Genomic DNA, 13539 nt, shown 5'->3' on the forward strand with positions numbered 1-13539 from the left:
ATATCGGAAGGAGTGTGAAAATTTGATAATGCGCGGAGAATTGCCAAAAGAAGAAAACGCCGGTCAAGGAATCGGTGGTAGGAGAATGGAGGAAATACCGAAGAAACTTTTCAGCTATGTGAAAGGAGATGAGGAAACCGAACCTCAAGCAGGGTTTACAGCTCAAGAATGCGGGACAGCAACAAAATTATTTACCCACATTGGGAATGAAGAAGAAAACGAAGAAGGCTTGGAAGGGGTTGTTCAAGGATTTTGCAATGCGAAATTTGAAGGTATGAAGCAGAAATTATTTGCGCATTTAGAGAGCGAGGAAGAGCACGGAAAGGTGAAAATGAAGGAAAGTCTTTTCGCACATATACAAGAGGAAGGAGCAGAAAATACAATTCCTTGCCGAGAAGATGTTAATCTGAATTATGCGTTGAATGAGTTAGAGAATACTTCAAGTATTTGTAACGAGCAGAATGCACAAACGGAGTCGCTAGAAAAAAAGAAAGAAAAAATGAGCTCGATTGTAACCGAAGCGACGGATGATTGGAAAAATTTCCACTTGCAGCTTATCGAAAAGATTGAGAAAATTTATGAGCTACCGGATGGCGAGGAGTCTCGAATTTTTTATCGTTTTAATATTGTCATTGGCACGAAGACATTTGAAAAAACGGTCAGCACCGACGATGTTTCGAGTTTCAAATGGGTGCAGTCGGGTTCTCAAGGGATAGCGTTCATCCGCAGAGGTGCAAAAATGATGGATTTTGGCGAATACGTCAGCAATGTAATTGCCGGGAGTAATCCAAGCGTGCGAATCGTTTATGCTGTGAATGGTTGGAAAAAAATCAATGGAATCCCGGCGTATGTATATTCTGGCGGGGCGATAGGAAGTGTTGTGCCGAATGTCAGTGGAAATGCAAAGTATGAGTTTGAATTCTCAGCAGAAAAGGTCGGGACAGAGGATGTTTTCCGGCAGTCAATCGGTATGCTGGATATTTGCCAAGACAAAAAAATTTCGTTGCCATTGTATCTTTTTGCACACATGGGCACCTTGTCAACATTATTTGATGAAGCGGGCTTTCCGATAAAATTTGTGGTATCTGTAATCGGGAAAACGAACAGTCGGAAAACGTGTCTGGCGTTGTGCATGACAAAAACACTGAACCGGAAGGAAATCACGAAGCCTGCAGTAAATTTCAATGCGACTGAAGCAGGGATTGAGAAGGCAATCGGATTACATCCGGACGCTGTGCTGGTCATTGATGATTTCATGCCTGCGTCTAACAAGGCAAAGCAAAATCTACTTGACACGAAGTTAGAGAAGGCATTGCGGATATATGGGGACCGGGAAGGGATTGAACGTATGACGGATTTTTCAAAGAATCCCGGTGCGGGATATTATCCGGTGCGGGGGATAGGTGTCATTACTGGGGAGCATATTCGGTGTTGGGCGGCGAATTGAGGGAGACGCAAACAGCAAATTATTTTTCCAACTTTTCTCCCGTAGACTGCGCAGTGCCTTCTGCAAATGCATAATGCTGTCGAAAATGTTGCACACTGCCGGTATTGATTTTTCCTTTGAAACGCAAAAGGCCATAGATCCTGTCGTAAGATCCACGGCCACAAGATGCATATAGGTGGTTCATTGTTTGTCAGCCAGAGTCGGGAGATAAGCCAAGCCAGAGGCAACCGTAACTGCATCTACCTTCCGCATCAGACTGCTGAGCCGCCCCTCATTCCAAAAAATATCAGAAAAATCAGACAGTTCACATCCTACATCATGGTTCGGGATACAAAGGTAATTCCCATATTTATGCTGCCCGGCCAGGATGTGGAAGTAAGTCCCCCGCCCATTGATCTCTGCTTCATACCACCCAGGCCGCCACCGTAATAAGAGGATCTTTCCTGTCCAGATTTCCCTGCGGGGACCATCCCTGAGGATACAGTTATATTCCATAAGCAGCACCTCCCTACCCAAGATTCTGGCTGCTGACGGAGGCTAGTATCACTTCTGTGTCGATCATCTTCTTCTCCATCTGTGCGCCAAGGGTGAGAGCGTTAGTCATGAGGTTGTCCACCAGCCTGGGACTTCCCTGGGAGTGGCTGTGGACCGCGGAAAGGGCGGCCTGCTCTATGATGGAGGAAGAGCCTCCCGCACAGGTGATCTTATGGAGCACGTACTGCGCCACCTCCGAATCAGAGAGACCGGAGAAGTTGTAGTGCACAGTGATCCTCTGCCGCAGGGCTTCATGAACGGGCTTGCGCAGGGTATTGTTAAGATGGGGTTCCCCGCACAGGATGAGCGTGAAGCAGTTCAGGGAGTCATAGCCGTAGTTCATGAGCATTTTGATGTCCTCCAGGATGCCTGTGGATAGGTACTGGGCCTCATCAACGGCCAGGAGGAGGGGCTGCTTCTTATCCTTGTAAAGGTAGAGGATCTGCTCCTGTATGGCGCGGAACATCCCGGGCTTACCGCCCCTTGGCTCCACCCCCAGGACGGAGCAGAGCTGGCGGTAGAACTCCATGACGCTTACGGTGGAGAGGCAGATGTACTCCATGTGGTAGAGGTTGGGGTTGAGTCCTTTTGCAAAACAGCGCAGGGCAGGCTGTGAATGGGGTTTTCCATAGTTTCATAGCCAGTTATGCACATTTCCATGATGCAGGTCTTAAATACTTGAAATGATTCGCCTGACCGCATATAATTATATGGCAGAGATTAAAGGAAGGGTGAATGAAGATGTTAGAGTATATTTCTGCCCCAGAAGCGGCAAAGAAATGGGGCATTTCAGAAAGACGGGTGCAAAAGCTATGTGAGGAAAACCGCATACCGGGCGTGGCAAAGTTCAGCCGCTTGTGGCTGATTCCAAAGGACGCTGAAAAACCAACAGATGCCCGATTAAAAGCAGAAAGGAAGAAAAAACATGAATAAAGTTTTAATTATAGATGATGATAAAGAACTTTGCGCACTTATGAAAAAATGCGTAGAGCAGGAAAACCTTACTGCGGTTGTCGCAGGCGGAGGGATAGAAGGACTGCATATATTGGAGGAAACCAAAGATACCTGTTCACTTATTATTCTTGATATTATGATGCCCGACTTAGACGGTTTTCAAGTGTTGCAACAAGTACGGCAGACAAGCAATGTGCCTGTTCTTATGCTTACCGCAAAAAGCGGTGAGGAAGATAAGGTTTCCGGCTTAAGGATGGGGGCAGACGATTATCTGACAAAGCCATTTAGCATTAACGAGCTTATGGCACGTGTAAATTCTCTTATCCGGCGTTTTACATTGTTCAATACTGTTTCTGGCACAGAAACGGATTGTATGGTATTTCAAGGAATGACGATAGATAACCTTAACCGTCTTGTTTTGGTTAATGATATACAAGTGGAACTTACAGGAAAAGAATTTGATCTGCTTTCTTTCCTTGCAGCAAATAAAGGAAAAGTGTTTACAAAAAAGCAGATTTATACCCATGTATGGGAGGAAGAGTATGCTTTTGATGATAGTAATATCATGTCGTTTATCAGCAAATTACGGAAAAAAATCGAACCAGACCCGGAACACCCTTTTTACATTCTGACTGTTCGGGGCGTTGGTTACCGATTTAACAGGGAGGCATAACATGAACTTAAATTCATTTTTATTAATTGCTCTCTGTACAGCGCTTTTGGCTGTCCTGTTTTTTATTACGAAACTTAGGCGTGTAAGAGGACAATTATCTATTATTGAAGAAGCCCTTGAAGATATAAAGTCCGGTAATCCGAACCGACGGGTTTTGGCGAGAAAAAGCGATATGACAAAGCGTATTTGCTATGCAATCAATGAAATTGCGGTCAAGAACCAGTCACAGCTTATCCAACAAAAACAATCGGAGCAGGCATACAAGCGACTTATGACAAGCCTTTCCCATGATGTAAAGACACCATTAGCTTCATTGTTTGGCTACTTGGATGCCGTTGAAAATGGTCTTGTGGCTGGGAAAGAAAAAGAAGCCTATATCCATATTGCAGTAGAAAAAGCGTGTCACTTAAAACATTTTGTGGAAGCACTATTTGAGTGGGTAAAACTAGACGCTAAAGAACAGGTTTTTCATTTTGAGTTATGTGATTTTAACGAATTGACCCGCAATATTGTCGCAGAGTGGGTTCCAACCTTGGAACGCAACCATTTTGAATATGATTTTGATATTCCTGAAGATGAATATTTTTTTCGTATTGACCCTCATTCCTATACCCGCATTCTTAATAATCTGTTTCAAAATGTGCTTATGCACAGTGGCGGCAATAAATTGACTTTGAAATTATTGGAGAATGAACAGCAAGTAGAAATTATCATTTCAGATAATGGAAAAGGTATTTTCTCCTCTGATATTCCGCATATTTTTGAGAGAATGTATCAATGTGACAGTTCACGTTCTGCCAGGGGCAATGGCTTGGGGCTATCTATTACGACAGAACTTGTAAATGCTCACAATGGGAAAATTAAAGCAGACAGCAATCCCGGAATGGGTGCAACATTTACGATACTATTTCCAAAAGCTCTGTAACAGCACAGGGCTTTTTGTATATTTATTGGAGGAAAACATGAAAAAAGCAAGGTTACGGCAAGGTTTTGGCAAGGTTAATGCTATATAATTAGGGAATAACTTCTCGGAATCTCAATGAATGAGATTCCAACCGAAAATTGACAACTGAATATCGTGCAGGAAAAGAAGTTTGAGAAAAATGGACATAAACATTGGACATAGCGGGTACTATGCCTTGAAAAATCTTATGGGATCGCTTAAGATATCATTATTAGGCGGCTAATCCTAATAATGATTCTTGAAATGCCTTAATCGATGGCATTTCCCAGGCATCAAGGTGTTGTAGCATCATGATGCCGTAGAGGCGGCAGTACCACATCTTCGTAGATCGGTGCCTGCCGTCTTCTAATTTATAGTCCTCTTTCTCGCGCTTGTTGGAGCGTTCCACGGAAGTCCTTCTGTCATATTCCTTTTCCCATGCTTTAGAGTCCCTTGGCGGTATGTTAAATAACCTTGGATTGTCATCGGTAAAGATATGTACAGTCCTGCCGTATTTAGCCGGTGAACAGGGATGCTCACAGAAGCAGCCCCGTTTTCGGTTGGCTTTTGGGCATCGGTATTTCGCCCGGTGTTTGGCAGCTTCATATCCATCTTTATGCATACGTAAGCCCAACTTACAGACAGGGATCCCATCGTCATCGATTGTGAAATCGTCCTTATAGGTAAAATGCCCGGTATGTCCGGGGTTGAGGTCGATAAACGGCGTGATGTTTTCCCGTGTGCAGTATTCATAAACAGGGCAAGCGTCATGGGCAGAATCCAGAAGGAGTTTTTCAATACGGAATTCCGGAAGGTATGCTTTCATTGTGAAAAAGGAATGGAGAAAGGAAAGCATGTCATGCCGGGAAGCCCGTTCCAAAAGTGGAAATACAGGGAGGTCGCTATAGGAATCGGAAGCCACATACATGTAGAGGTGGTAGCCGAAGAAATAGCATTCCCGGTGGGAGTCCCATCCCCAGTTACAGTCAGGCTGGGAGTAATGGCGCTTACAGTTACAGGAAGGACAGCCTTTTTCCTTACAATCGCAGATACGCTTTTTTCGTTGCTGTGCGGCAGTACGGACAGGGGTGCCGTCACCGGCAAGAGCCAGACGGTCTGAGTCGATCAGCCCATTGCGGATAGAAAGGTCCAGGAACTGCTGCTGATAGAGCCGGAAAACAAGGGAAAAAGGGTTATCCGGTTTCAGATGCCAGCGTTCCAGCAGGGGAAGGAGTTTGGAAGCCGTGCTGGAAGAGTCGCAGGGAGTCTTATCGCCTTTCTTTTTGCCTTTGGGAGTTTTCTTTATCTTAGGGAAGCGGTCTTTCGGGGAAAGGTTGCTGGAGTCATGCTGCCAGATGCGGGAAAAGAAATCATAAAAAGTACCGACACCAGGGGTATCACCGAAAGAGAAACCGCTGAGGATGGCATAAAGGGGAGTTTCCTTAAGCATGCGGCACCAGACAGTGATGGAAGAGACTTTCAGCTTCAAAGCAAGCAGGTAGGAGCGCAGCATGCAGGAAGGGAGCCTGGGTTCCGGGCCAAAAACAGAGTAACAATCCTGCATGATAGAATCAGTCTTGGAAAGATCGAGATACCAGAACTGCACGATATAATCCCAAGTGCTTTTGGGAAGCGCAAAGGGATCCGGGTAAAATTTAAGGAACTGGGATACGAAAGTATCCTGAAAGGCGGCATGACCGCCAGGATTACAAGGTAACATCAAAAATCGCCTCCAATCAAAAAATGTACTTATTGATCAAGGGCGCGAAGCGCCGCATTTTTTGACTGGTTTGTCAAGTGTTTTTGCAAAAAAAGTGGGTGATTTTTTGAAGCAAGGGTCTGAAAGCCTTATAAAGTAAGGGCTGAAGATTCCGAGAAGTTATGGGATTGGAAAGGAGGAAAAGGCAATGACAATTATCTTTACTGAGATACTGAAATGGAAACGGAATAAGACAGTTTGGGGTATTTTTATTCTTACTGCTATTTTGGGAGTATTTGCGGTTGAGCGTGCCTGCAGCATATCAAGAAGCAGTCCTCTCATGGATAGCTTTGGTGACTTATACACTTTGGCATTTAAGAACCTTACAAGCCTGTTTCTGCCTATTGTGTTGGGGATGTTTGCCACCACATTGTTCTTTGATGAACAGAAAAACGATACATTAAAAGGACTTTTGATTATTCCGGTTTCCAAAGCACAGCTTTATTTTTCAAAGATAGCGGTTGTAATCCTTATGTCATTGGGGCTATGCCTGTTTACCTTTGTTATCTGCATCGTTGGCGGCTTAATTGCTGGCGGCTTTACTGATTTGAATACGGAAACAATACTACAGGCGGGGCTATTGTTTTTGGCTGGCGGTGCGCTGATCCCGGTTGCCATGCTCCCAATCATATTTTTAGCAACGCTATCAAAAGGGTACATTTTACCGATTGGGGCTGTATTACTTTATCTTGTGCCTGTTGTGCTTGCCTCGTCCCAGCTCATGGGACTGCACCCCTTGGCGAGTGTTATGGGAATTTATCCCCACATTTCACCTGCCGCTATTGAAATGGTAAACAGTTGGACAGGAAATGCTGTAATAACAGCATCACCGATGACTTGTTCTGTTTCTTTACTGGCTATAGGCATTATTTCGACAATCGTTTCTGTAATTGTTTTACAGAAGAAAACATTTTGAAGAGTTTTTACCAACTATTCAGCAAGCGGAAACTTGTATAACTATGTGATTTAGAAAGACCACGATAATTAAGAAAGTGAGGAAATATTATGTGCAGCTATGTGATTGAAACAAAGCGGTTAACAAAAAAATATGGTGAGCAGACAGCGGTCAATGCTGTTAATATCCATGTAGAAAAAGGGCGGATATACGGACTGCTAGGGCGTAATGGAGCTGGCAAAACCACAATAATGAAAATGATTTTGGGATTAACCCCTGTTACTTCTGGGGAAATAGATGTGTTCGGACAAAATATCAAAGGAAGGGAAAAACGGGTATATCCCCGGATTGGGGCTATTATTGAAACACCCGGCTTCTACCCAAACCTGACGGGTACGGAAAACCTTGAAATATTTGCGAAGCTGCGTGGTACTGCTGCCCCAAATGCTGTAAAAAATGCTTTGGATATTGTCGGTCTCCCTTATCGGGACAAAAAGCTATTCAGCAAATATTCTCTTGGAATGAAACAGCGTCTTGGTATTGCAAATGCTATTTTGCATGACCCGGAGCTGTTGATTTTAGATGAACCTACGAATGGTCTTGACCCTATCGGCATTGCAGAAGTAAGAGATTTTATTAAAGACTTGAGTACCGAACATGGGAAAACAATCCTCATTTCCAGTCATATCCTGTCCGAGATTGCATTATTGGCTGATGATATTGGCATTATTGATCACGGTGTCTTACTGGAAGAAAACAGCATGGAAACACTGAAAAGAAAAAACAGTAAATATATACTTCTGCAAGTTTCTGATATTCCGAAAACTTCTCTTGTTTTGGAAAGGCAATTCGGAGTTACAGATTATTCCGTACAGGACGACCACTCCCTGCGGATTTATAATACGTCATTGGATATGGCGGCTGTCAATAAGGCTCTTGTGGTGCAGGATGTGGCAGTTATCAGTTCTCAATTATGTGATGATACATTGGAGGACTATTTCAAAAAAATTACAGGGGGAGAAGGCATTGCTTAAATTGACACAAACAGAATTTCTAAAACTGCGCCGTAGAAAGTTTATCCTGTTAATGCTGTTGGCAGCTCTTCTCATGCCATTTCTTTCAATCTTTTATTTTAGAGACATTAGAGAGACAGGCATAGATACAATACAATTTTATAAATGGACTGCTTTCAGCTACACGCCTTGGATTATACTTCCTGTCGTATTGGGGGTATTTTCCACTATGCTTATGTATGATGAACACCAAAATGATATGCTTAAACAGTTGTGGATTGTACCGATTAGCAAGACAAAATATTTTTTTAGCAAATTTATTGTTGTGCTGTCTTATTCTATTTGTTTTATGCTGCTCACAGCCGGATTGTCCGTGATTTTTGGTACGCTTCCCGGTTATATAACATTTGAATGGGGCAGTTTTTGTTACTTGCTAAAAAAATGTATGGAAATTGCTATATTAACCTCTTTCGCCATATTGCCGCTTTTAGCGGTTGCGGCTGCCGGAAAAAGTTATATATTTCCAGTATGTTTAACTCTGGTTTATACGTTTCTTGGTTTTATTCTGCTTATGGTTAATATGTATCTACACCCTTTATCCAGTATGACCGCCATTGTCATGCGTGATATTCCCGGTGTGGTTTTGACACAAACTCTTAATATTCCGGCTGCATTTATATGTATTGCAATATGGTGTGCGGGTTCAGTGGTGTTGGCTATATTGGCTTTAGGAAAAAGAAAGTGAGGTGGATAGTATGAAACAATTACTTTGGGCTGAACGCCGAAAACTTCGTCATTCTAAAATCGTTTGGATTGCTGTCTTTGCAGTGGTTATGATTGCTATTATCGTCTTTGCAGAGGGGCAGTTTGTATTTAAGGGTTCACGATATATAGATGGGGCTGGCTGGTTTATGACTGCCGCACAGTCTTTGGCAACCTTTTTTGTGCTTCCGGCTGTCATTGCATTGTTAGGCAGCTATATGATTTGCCGGGAGGAACAGGAAGATACTCTGAAATCACTGCGGCTTGTGCCAGTAGATGAAGCGAAACTGACTGTTGTTAAAATGATCGTTGCAATGGTTTTCAGTATTTTGATTTATCTTCTGCTGTTTGTAATTACTTTTGCGGTTGAAGCTATAATGCATTTCGGAACATTATCTATTCAGACAGTATGGGGCTTCCTTTTTACCTATTTTGTAAATGGTATTGGCGTATTTCTTGCTATTTCACCGATTGTGGCATTAGTAGCCCGTATAAAAAAAGGGTATTGGCTTGCTTTGGTATTTACTGAAATCTATTCCTTTGCCGGTCTGTTTGCAAGTATGTCTGAAACTCTGAAAACTGTTTACCCGATTACTGCGGTGTTCCAGCTTTCAGGATATTATGAAACAACCATCGGAAACAAAGCAGCCAGCTTAGTTATTCTGATAGTTTGTATGGTTCTTGCAGTTTTAATTTTGAACGGATTAAGCCGTAAAAACAAAAAGAGTATTTATTAATTGTGTAAAATATCCGTATTGTAAATCTGCCGTACAACGGCAAAAGAAAAAAGCCGTTGTATAGCAGACATATTTGGGTGCATTGATGCAGCAGCTTTGGAAACCTGGGCTGCTGTTTTTGCTGTAACTTTTGTTGGAGTGATAGGAGAAAAATGAAACGATAGTTTAAAGACAAGGAGATGTAGAACGATGAGAATAAAGCGAAAAATACTTAAGGCCAGGATAAGGACATTCATCAAAATTATCGGCATATTGCACACATCAAGGTGTATCGCAAGGAAGAAAGAAACTCCACTGCGGTACACCTTTTTTAATGGTGCGAAATTTGTCTGATTTTGGCTTTTGTTACGGTTTATCTATTGCATATTTGCGTGAAAAATCTGACTGGAACTATTCCGTTTTTGGAAGGGGGATTCCACTTGGGTTTACTGCTTCATGGAGGGCTGTTTTGAGAGCATGGCTTTCTGTGTATCCCACACCTCTTCATCAGCTTTTTTACTTCCTCGACATCGGCTTTATAGACGTTGCCCGTTGCGTTCATTCGCTTAGCGATCTGGTTCAGATTGCCGCTGATTTTTCCGAGCGTGTAGTTGTATTCCCGCAGGTCTGAATAGTCAATGTCATAGACAAAGCCGTACAAAATCAGGCGGCGGAGAAAAGTGGACTTGCTTTTCATGCCGGAGATTTTTACTTTCTGCTCCAGTATGTATTGTTCCTTATCACTCAGGTATATTTTCAGTTCATTTTTGCGTTCCCTGTTTGCCATTTTTTATCTCCTTTCTGCGGCTGGATTTTTGAAAAGATTTTACACAATCTTCAATCCTGCTGCGTGGGTTGTTCGTGCAAAAAAACAGTGAAAAAAATCAGAAATCCAGGCAGTGATTATTCTAATGCTTGGGAGCCATCTATTTAAAGCTTGAGAGCCATCTGGATCCAGTGTATTTTAAAGCTTGGGAGCCACCACTATATATTGTGGTCATCCAAATATATTGCTTAAGATAAGATCCCTCTTTTAAGATGTGTTTATGAAAAGTACCCGTACTTTTCAAATACATTTTAAAGGAGGTTTTCTATGTTTAAGAAAACAAAAGTAAGACAGATCCTTGAACTTCTTCACAAGGATCTAAGTGCCAGAGAGATCTCTAAAACTTTGAAGGTCTCTCGTAATTCTGTTGCATTTGTGAAAGAATCTTATGACAAATGTGACAAAGACTGGGATGAAATATGTCTGATGAACGATGACGAGATCTATCACCTTTTTTATCCCCATACCTTCAGGCCAAGAAACAGATTTGCTCCAGTGGACTATTCGTATGTCCACAGTGAATTGAAAAAGGTCGGGGTTACAGAAATGCTGCTATGGGAGGAATACTGTGAAAAGGGTAATGCACAAGGGATTTCCCATTGCTGTTATGCTACATTCGCAAATGGCTATAAACGCTTTATAGCTGATAAAAATTATACCAGTCATATCGAACACAAACCGGGAGTAACTCTGGAGGTTGACTGGTCAGGTCCTACGATGAGCTACATGGATCCTGACAAACAGGAACAGCAAACGGCATATCTGTTTGTTGCGGCTTTTCCGTACAGCCAGTATACCTATGTAGAGGCTGTCGCTTCTATGAACCAATCAGACTGGCTGTCGTGCAATGTCCACATGCTGGAATTCTTTGGCGGGACACCTGTAAGGATTGTCTGTGACAACCTAAAAACAGGCGTGATCAAACACCCGAAACATGGAGAGGTCGTGCTGAATGATTCCTATTTATCTTTTGCAGAACACTACCAGGTTGCAATTATGCCGGCACAGGTAAAGAAACCCAAACAGAAAGCAAGTGTCGAAGGCGCGGTGGGAAAAATTGCAAGAAAGATCATCGGCATGCTCAGAAATGAAACTTTTCATTCTATAGAAGGGCTTAATTCGGCAATCAGAAAAGTGCTTGACAGGCTAAATGACAAACCCTTCCAAAAGAGAAACGGCAGTAGAAAAACAATTTATGAGCTGGAGGAAAAACCATATCTCAGAACCCTGCCAATGCTTCCCTTTGAGATCTGTGAGTGGTCATATAATCACAAAGTAGGCCCGAATTCCCATATATGGTTTCACAAGGGACAATACTCTGTTCCAAGCAGTTACATAAATAAATACGTTGATGTGCAGTATAACAGTTCTCTTGTTTGTATCTACGCCTCACATCAATTAGTAGCTGAGCATAAACGTATTCCCACAGGCATTCGGAATGCGAAAAGAACAGAGATGTCCCATCTTCCATATCCAATATACACTCCGGATACAATGGAATCAACGCTGAATAAAGCAGAAGCTATTGGCAACAGTACAAGAACCGTGATAGGCAGGTTGTATGACAATGCAAAAGTAAAAGAACAGGCTCTTGTAGATGCAAGAACCGTATTGGATATCGCTGGTGTATATGGGAAAGATATCCTTGAAACAGCTTGCAGCCTTGCACTTAAGGACTTTCATCTGATTACTTACAACACGCTTATGCCTTATGTGAAAAGAGCTGCAAAAAACAGAAAAAATGATCTTACAAAAAAGAACGTAAAAGATCATAAGCAGGGAATCGTAAGAGGTGCGGATTATTATAGAGAGGATGGTAAAAATTTATGAATACAGAGATCAAGAAACAATTATCAGTATTAGAACTCAGTGATTTAGTGGCTGTGATCGAGGCTCAGGAAAAAGAAGTATCTTTTGTTGACCTGACTTACAATGAGAGGCTTTAGCATCTGCTCTCAGCTCTAATAACAGAACGGCAGAACAGACTGATCACCAGGCTGACAAAGAATGCAGATTTAAAGTATCCCAATGCAAGCCTTGAAACTTTAGACTGTGATGCACGAGAGGTCAGTAGGGAGAAAATCGCAAATCTTGCAACCATGGGATTCGTAGGTGCTGCAACAAACCTGATCATTGCAGGCCCGACGGGTGCCGGGAAAACCTATCTTGCATGTGTCCTGGGTGTAGAAGCATGTAAACAGACTCTCCGGACGTGTTATATCAGAATGCCGGATATGCTGGGACATTTTCAGGCCCACAAAGATAACCTCAGAGAGCAGGTACGATACCGGAAGAAACTGGGAAACTATAAAGTGCTGATCATAGATGAATGGCTGAACTATAAGATCAATGAGAAAGAGTCAAAATTCATATATGAGTTGGTAGAACAGCGTTGTGGAAATAATCCGACGATCTTTGTCGGGCAATACGAGGTCTGTGACTGGCATGAACGGTTAGGCGGCGGAACCCAGGCCGATTCTATTATGGACCGGATCATACATAACTCTTATTCCATACCGACTACCGAAAATAACCTCAGAAAGCTGTACGATTCTCAAAAAGCCAGAAAACTTATGGAGTCCTTAAACTCATAAAAACGCAGATTTATTTTTGTATGTGGCAGACGATAAATCAACCGTTAGCAGGAAACACTGATGACTCTTTAGATGCCACAACATTTATTCCTTTTATCAGGAGGTTTTTAATGAAAATAAAGTTAGACGAACCGACCATTCCTAATGATATTCGACAAAAAATACGAAATCTACGAGTATTGCTTGATCTGGCAGACAATTTAAGGGATGAAATCCTGGCATGGTATACAGCCGAACTAAAATCTTATGATTTCAGAGCTGATGCACAGCAAGAATTATTTAATCCTGGAACAGGAACCACTGTTGAAGGGATATCAGAACTTGCCATCATGGAGGCACTTTCCGAGCTTCAGATTTTTAATGAAGTAAGAAAGAAAAAATGAGGTGAAATTTATTGTCTGTATAATGGGGTTAAAACCCTCG

At 42.4% G+C, this 13539-nt stretch carries 14 protein-coding genes and 1 pseudogene; 11 read left to right on the top strand and 4 right to left on the bottom strand.

Annotated features, from left to right (window positions below; translation table 11 throughout):
* The first annotated feature begins 22 nt into the window (after positions 1-22).
* The gene (locus tag AC6I3O_RS10000; RefSeq protein WP_497850765.1) at positions 23-1447 is read left to right on the top strand and encodes a hypothetical protein; all 1425 of its coding nucleotides are present in this window, start codon (positions 23-25) and stop codon (positions 1445-1447) included.
* Between the two features lie 180 nt (positions 1448-1627).
* Here the strand turns inward: AC6I3O_RS10000 and AC6I3O_RS10005 are convergent, their stop codons facing one another.
* Positions 1628-1942 carry a DUF6618 family protein gene (locus AC6I3O_RS10005; protein ID WP_004604849.1) on the bottom strand — a complete coding sequence of 105 codons (315 nt, stop codon included), beginning with the start codon at positions 1940-1942 and terminating at the stop codon, positions 1628-1630.
* A gap of 13 nt (positions 1943-1955) precedes the next feature.
* Positions 1956-2543 (bottom strand): ExeA family protein, encoded by a 588-nt coding sequence (locus AC6I3O_RS10010; protein WP_497850766.1) that lies wholly within the window; start codon positions 2541-2543, stop codon positions 1956-1958.
* Between the two features lie 173 nt (positions 2544-2716).
* On the opposite strand from AC6I3O_RS10010, the gene AC6I3O_RS10015 reads away from it, so the two are divergent.
* The 3 genes from AC6I3O_RS10015 to AC6I3O_RS10025 are packed head-to-tail and all read left to right on the top strand — an operon-like array spanning position 2717 to position 4533.
* Positions 2717-2914 carry a helix-turn-helix domain-containing protein gene (locus AC6I3O_RS10015; RefSeq protein WP_334306757.1) on the top strand — a complete coding sequence of 66 codons (198 nt, stop codon included), beginning with the start codon at positions 2717-2719 and terminating at the stop codon, positions 2912-2914.
* Positions 2907-3608: a response regulator transcription factor gene (locus AC6I3O_RS10020; protein ID WP_251210042.1), complete on the top strand. Its 702-nt coding sequence runs from the start codon at positions 2907-2909 to the stop codon at positions 3606-3608. Before AC6I3O_RS10015 ends, AC6I3O_RS10020 begins: the two co-directional genes overlap by 8 nt.
* Before the next feature lies 1 nt (position 3609).
* The gene (locus AC6I3O_RS10025) at positions 3610-4533 is read left to right on the top strand and encodes a sensor histidine kinase (protein ID WP_497850767.1); all 924 of its coding nucleotides are present in this window, start codon (positions 3610-3612) and stop codon (positions 4531-4533) included.
* A 250-nt stretch (positions 4534-4783) separates the two neighbouring features.
* Here the strand turns inward: AC6I3O_RS10025 and AC6I3O_RS10030 are convergent, their stop codons facing one another.
* Positions 4784-6271: a hypothetical protein gene (locus AC6I3O_RS10030; protein WP_497850768.1), complete on the bottom strand. Its 1488-nt coding sequence runs from the start codon at positions 6269-6271 to the stop codon at positions 4784-4786.
* A gap of 187 nt (positions 6272-6458) precedes the next feature.
* Here AC6I3O_RS10030 and AC6I3O_RS10035 point away from each other — a divergent pair, with 187 nt between their 5' ends.
* From AC6I3O_RS10035 to AC6I3O_RS10050, 4 genes are all read left to right on the top strand, one after another.
* Positions 6459-7226: an ABC transporter permease gene (locus AC6I3O_RS10035; RefSeq protein WP_497850769.1), complete on the top strand. Its 768-nt coding sequence runs from the start codon at positions 6459-6461 to the stop codon at positions 7224-7226.
* Positions 7227-7315: 89 nt separating this feature from the next.
* Positions 7316-8239, top strand: a complete 924-nt coding sequence (locus AC6I3O_RS10040; protein WP_491869652.1) for an ATP-binding cassette domain-containing protein — start codon at positions 7316-7318, stop codon at positions 8237-8239.
* Positions 8232-8963: an ABC transporter permease gene (locus AC6I3O_RS10045; protein ID WP_491869653.1), complete on the top strand. Its 732-nt coding sequence runs from the start codon at positions 8232-8234 to the stop codon at positions 8961-8963. Before AC6I3O_RS10040 ends, AC6I3O_RS10045 begins: the two co-directional genes overlap by 8 nt.
* 10 nt (positions 8964-8973) lie before the next feature.
* The gene (locus AC6I3O_RS10050) at positions 8974-9717 is read left to right on the top strand and encodes an ABC transporter permease (protein ID WP_491869654.1); all 744 of its coding nucleotides are present in this window, start codon (positions 8974-8976) and stop codon (positions 9715-9717) included.
* A gap of 425 nt (positions 9718-10142) precedes the next feature.
* Here the strand turns inward: AC6I3O_RS10050 and AC6I3O_RS10055 are convergent.
* Positions 10143-10483 (bottom strand): annotated as a pseudogene (locus tag AC6I3O_RS10055) (plasmid mobilization protein).
* Between the two features lie 306 nt (positions 10484-10789).
* Here AC6I3O_RS10055 and istA point away from each other — a divergent pair.
* The 3 genes from istA (at position 10790) to AC6I3O_RS10070 (ending at position 13499) form a co-directional block, all read left to right on the top strand.
* Positions 10790-12352 (top strand): IS21 family transposase, encoded by a 1563-nt coding sequence (gene istA, locus AC6I3O_RS10060; RefSeq protein ID WP_497850770.1) that lies wholly within the window; start codon positions 10790-10792, stop codon positions 12350-12352.
* Positions 12353-12471: 119 nt separating this feature from the next.
* Positions 12472-13116 carry an ATP-binding protein gene (locus tag AC6I3O_RS10065; protein WP_497853444.1) on the top strand — a complete coding sequence of 215 codons (645 nt, stop codon included), beginning with the start codon at positions 12472-12474 and terminating at the stop codon, positions 13114-13116.
* A 110-nt stretch (positions 13117-13226) separates the two neighbouring features.
* A complete protein-coding gene (locus AC6I3O_RS10070) occupies positions 13227-13499 on the top strand; it encodes a hypothetical protein (protein ID WP_125128212.1) in 273 nt (90 codons plus the stop codon).
* The last annotated feature ends 40 nt before the right edge of the window (positions 13500-13539 follow it).

This window comes from Sporofaciens sp. St.21A7 (assembly GCF_059728535.1).

Coding starts and splice junctions, on each gene's coding strand:
- AC6I3O_RS10025 (WP_497850767.1), top strand. CDS start 3,610: ATGAACTTAAATTCATTTTTATTAATTGCTCTCTGTACAGCGCTTTTG.
- AC6I3O_RS10040 (WP_491869652.1), top strand. CDS start 7,316: ATGTGCAGCTATGTGATTGAAACAAAGCGGTTAACAAAAAAATATGGT.
- AC6I3O_RS10020 (WP_251210042.1), top strand. CDS start 2,907: ATGAATAAAGTTTTAATTATAGATGATGATAAAGAACTTTGCGCACTT.
- istA (WP_497850770.1), top strand. CDS start 10,790: ATGTTTAAGAAAACAAAAGTAAGACAGATCCTTGAACTTCTTCACAAG.
- AC6I3O_RS10015 (WP_334306757.1), top strand. CDS start 2,717: ATGAAGATGTTAGAGTATATTTCTGCCCCAGAAGCGGCAAAGAAATGG.
- AC6I3O_RS10030 (WP_497850768.1), bottom strand. CDS start 6,271: ATGTTACCTTGTAATCCTGGCGGTCATGCCGCCTTTCAGGATACTTTC.
- AC6I3O_RS10010 (WP_497850766.1), bottom strand. CDS start 2,543: ATGGAGTACATCTGCCTCTCCACCGTAAGCGTCATGGAGTTCTACCGC.
- AC6I3O_RS10070 (WP_125128212.1), top strand. CDS start 13,227: ATGAAAATAAAGTTAGACGAACCGACCATTCCTAATGATATTCGACAA.
- AC6I3O_RS10005 (WP_004604849.1), bottom strand. CDS start 1,942: ATGGAATATAACTGTATCCTCAGGGATGGTCCCCGCAGGGAAATCTGG.
- AC6I3O_RS10050 (WP_491869654.1), top strand. CDS start 8,974: ATGAAACAATTACTTTGGGCTGAACGCCGAAAACTTCGTCATTCTAAA.
- AC6I3O_RS10035 (WP_497850769.1), top strand. CDS start 6,459: ATGACAATTATCTTTACTGAGATACTGAAATGGAAACGGAATAAGACA.